At 66.5% G+C, this 2267-nt stretch carries 2 protein-coding genes; both read left to right on the top strand.

Features of this window, described 5'->3' with window-relative positions:
• Window positions 1-1331, top strand: a 1331-nt coding sequence (istA, locus tag FGX59_RS36545) for an IS21 family transposase (protein ID WP_138473441.1), incomplete at its 5' end; no start/stop codon positions are given.
• Window positions 1328-2218, top strand: a complete 891-nt coding sequence (gene istB / locus FGX59_RS36540) for an IS21-like element helper ATPase IstB (RefSeq protein ID WP_206078561.1) — start codon at window positions 1328-1330, stop codon at window positions 2216-2218. The genes istA and istB, both read left to right, overlap by 4 nt.
• Window positions 2219-2267: the final 49 nt, after the last annotated feature.

Below are 2267 nucleotides of genomic sequence, written 5' to 3'. Positions count from 1 at the left end.
AGGACATATTCGACGCCGAGGTCGTGCCGCTGCTGCAGGCTGCCCCCGGCCTCCGCCCCGTCGCCATCTTCGGGGAAATGCTCCGGCGCCATCCCGATCTGCCGCACGGCATCCGCCGGACGCTGGAGCGCCGGATCCGGGCGTGGCGCGCCGAGCACGGGGAGGAGCAGGAGGTGATGTTCCGGCAGGTGCATGAACCGGGCCGGGCCGGACTGTCGGACTTCACCGACATGGGCGCCTGCGGCGTGACGATCGAGGGCCAGCCGCTGGAGCATCTCCTCTACCATTTCCGCATGCCGTGGTCGGGCTTCGAGCATGCCCATGTCATTCTCGGCGGCGAGAGCTTCGTCGCCCTGGCCGAGGGGCTGCAGAACGCGCTCTGGTCCCTGGGCGGCGCCCCGTCCCAGCATCGCAGCGACAGCCTCTCTGCCGCCTTCCGCAATCTCGACGCCGAAGCCGGGTCAGACCTCACGACGCGCTACGATGCCTTATGTGCGCATTACCGGATGACACCGACGCGGAACAACAAGGGGGTGGCGCACGAGAACGGCTCGATCGAGAGTGCCCACGGCCATCTCAAGGGCGCCATCCGCGACGCGCTGCTGATGCGCGGCAGTTCAGATTTCGCCTCGCTGGACGGCTACCGGGCCTTCATCGACGAGGTCGTGGGGCGGCACAATGCAGCCAGGAGCAAGCGGATCGCGGCCGAGCGCCCGTACCTGCAGGAGCTTCCGGAACGCCGCAGCACGGATTTCGAGGAGGTGATCGTCACCGTCTCCAGCACCAGCGGCTTCACCCTGCGCAAGGTCTTCTACACCGTGCCCTCCCGCCTGATCGGGCACAGGCTGCGCGTGCGGCTGTTCGATGACCGCCTGGAGGTCTTCTCGGGAGGAACCCTGCTGCTCACCCTGCCCCGGGGGAGGGCGAAGGCCGGGGGCAGGCATGACCAGGTGGTGAACTACCACCATGTCATCCACTCGCTGCGCCGCAAGCCGATGGCGCTGCTGAACCTGGTCTACCGCGACAAGCTCTTCCCGCGGGCCGAGTACCGGCAAGCCTTCGAGGCGCTGCTCGACAGCCAGCCCGAACGGCTGGCCTGCAAGGTTGCGGTCGAGCTTCTGGCCCTGGCGCATGACCGCGGCTGCGAAGCCGAGCTGGCCGGGGAAATCGCCAGCGGGCTGACCCGGGGCGACCTGCCTGATCTGGCGCTCCTGCGCAGCCGCTTCGCCCCGGTCGCGGAGGACCTGCCGGCCGTCACGGTGATGCAGGGCTCGCTCGACAGCTACCAGGCCCTTGTCGGGCAGGAACAGCCGGAAGGAGAATGCGCATGACCTCCCATGCCGTCGACGAGGCACGACTTGGCATCATGCTCAATGACCTGCGGCTGCCCACGATCAAGACACTTTGGCCGCAATTCGCGGAACAGGCCGACCGGGAGGGCTGGCCCGCTGCGCGCTTCCTCGCCGCCATCGCCGAGCACGAGCTGGCCGAGCGCGCGCATCGCCGGATGGCCCGCCACCTTGGGGAAGCGCACCTGCCACCCGGCAAGTCGCTCGACAGCTTTGATTTCGAGGCCGTGCCGATGATATCCAGGGCGCAGGTCATGGCCATGGCTGCCGGGGACAGCTGGCTGGCCAAGGGCGCCAACATCCTGCTGTTCGGCCCGCCCGGCGGCGGCAAGAGCCACTTGGCAGCTGCCATCGGCCTGGCACTGATCGAGAACGGCTGGCGGGTGCTCTTCGCGCGGACAACCGACCTCGTCCAGAAGCTGCAGGTTGCCCGCAGGGAGCTGCAGCTCGAGGCCGCCATCGCGAAGCTGGACAAGTTCGACCTGCTCATCCTGGACGACCTCGCCTATGTCTCGAAGGACCAGGCCGAGACCAGCGTCCTGTTCGAGCTCATCTCGGCAAGGTACGAGCGGCGCTCCATCATGATCACGGCCAACCAGCCTTTCGGGGAATGGAACAGGGTCTTTCCCGATCCGGCCATGACGCTCGCGGCCGTCGACAGGCTCGTCCACCATGCCACCATCTTCGAGATGAATGTCGAGAGCTACCGCCGCAGGTCTGCGCTCGAGAAAAAGCGAAGGAGGGGAAGGCCCGCTGCCTACGCGACAATCACCAACAGCCCCCTGATTGACGCGGAGCGACAAACAGAAACCGCAGAAAGTCTTGCCAGCGACAATCAGGATGATACCGTCACAGATGTCGCGACATAGAATCTTATCCTGATTGTCGCGCACCTCTCACCCAGATTGACGCGCTATA

The organism is Poseidonocella sp. HB161398 (genome assembly GCF_005870025.1).
In the GTDB taxonomy this organism is placed as follows: Bacteria; Pseudomonadota; Alphaproteobacteria; order Rhodobacterales; family Rhodobacteraceae; genus Mangrovicoccus.
This window is presented reverse-complemented; position numbering and strand designations above follow the sequence as displayed.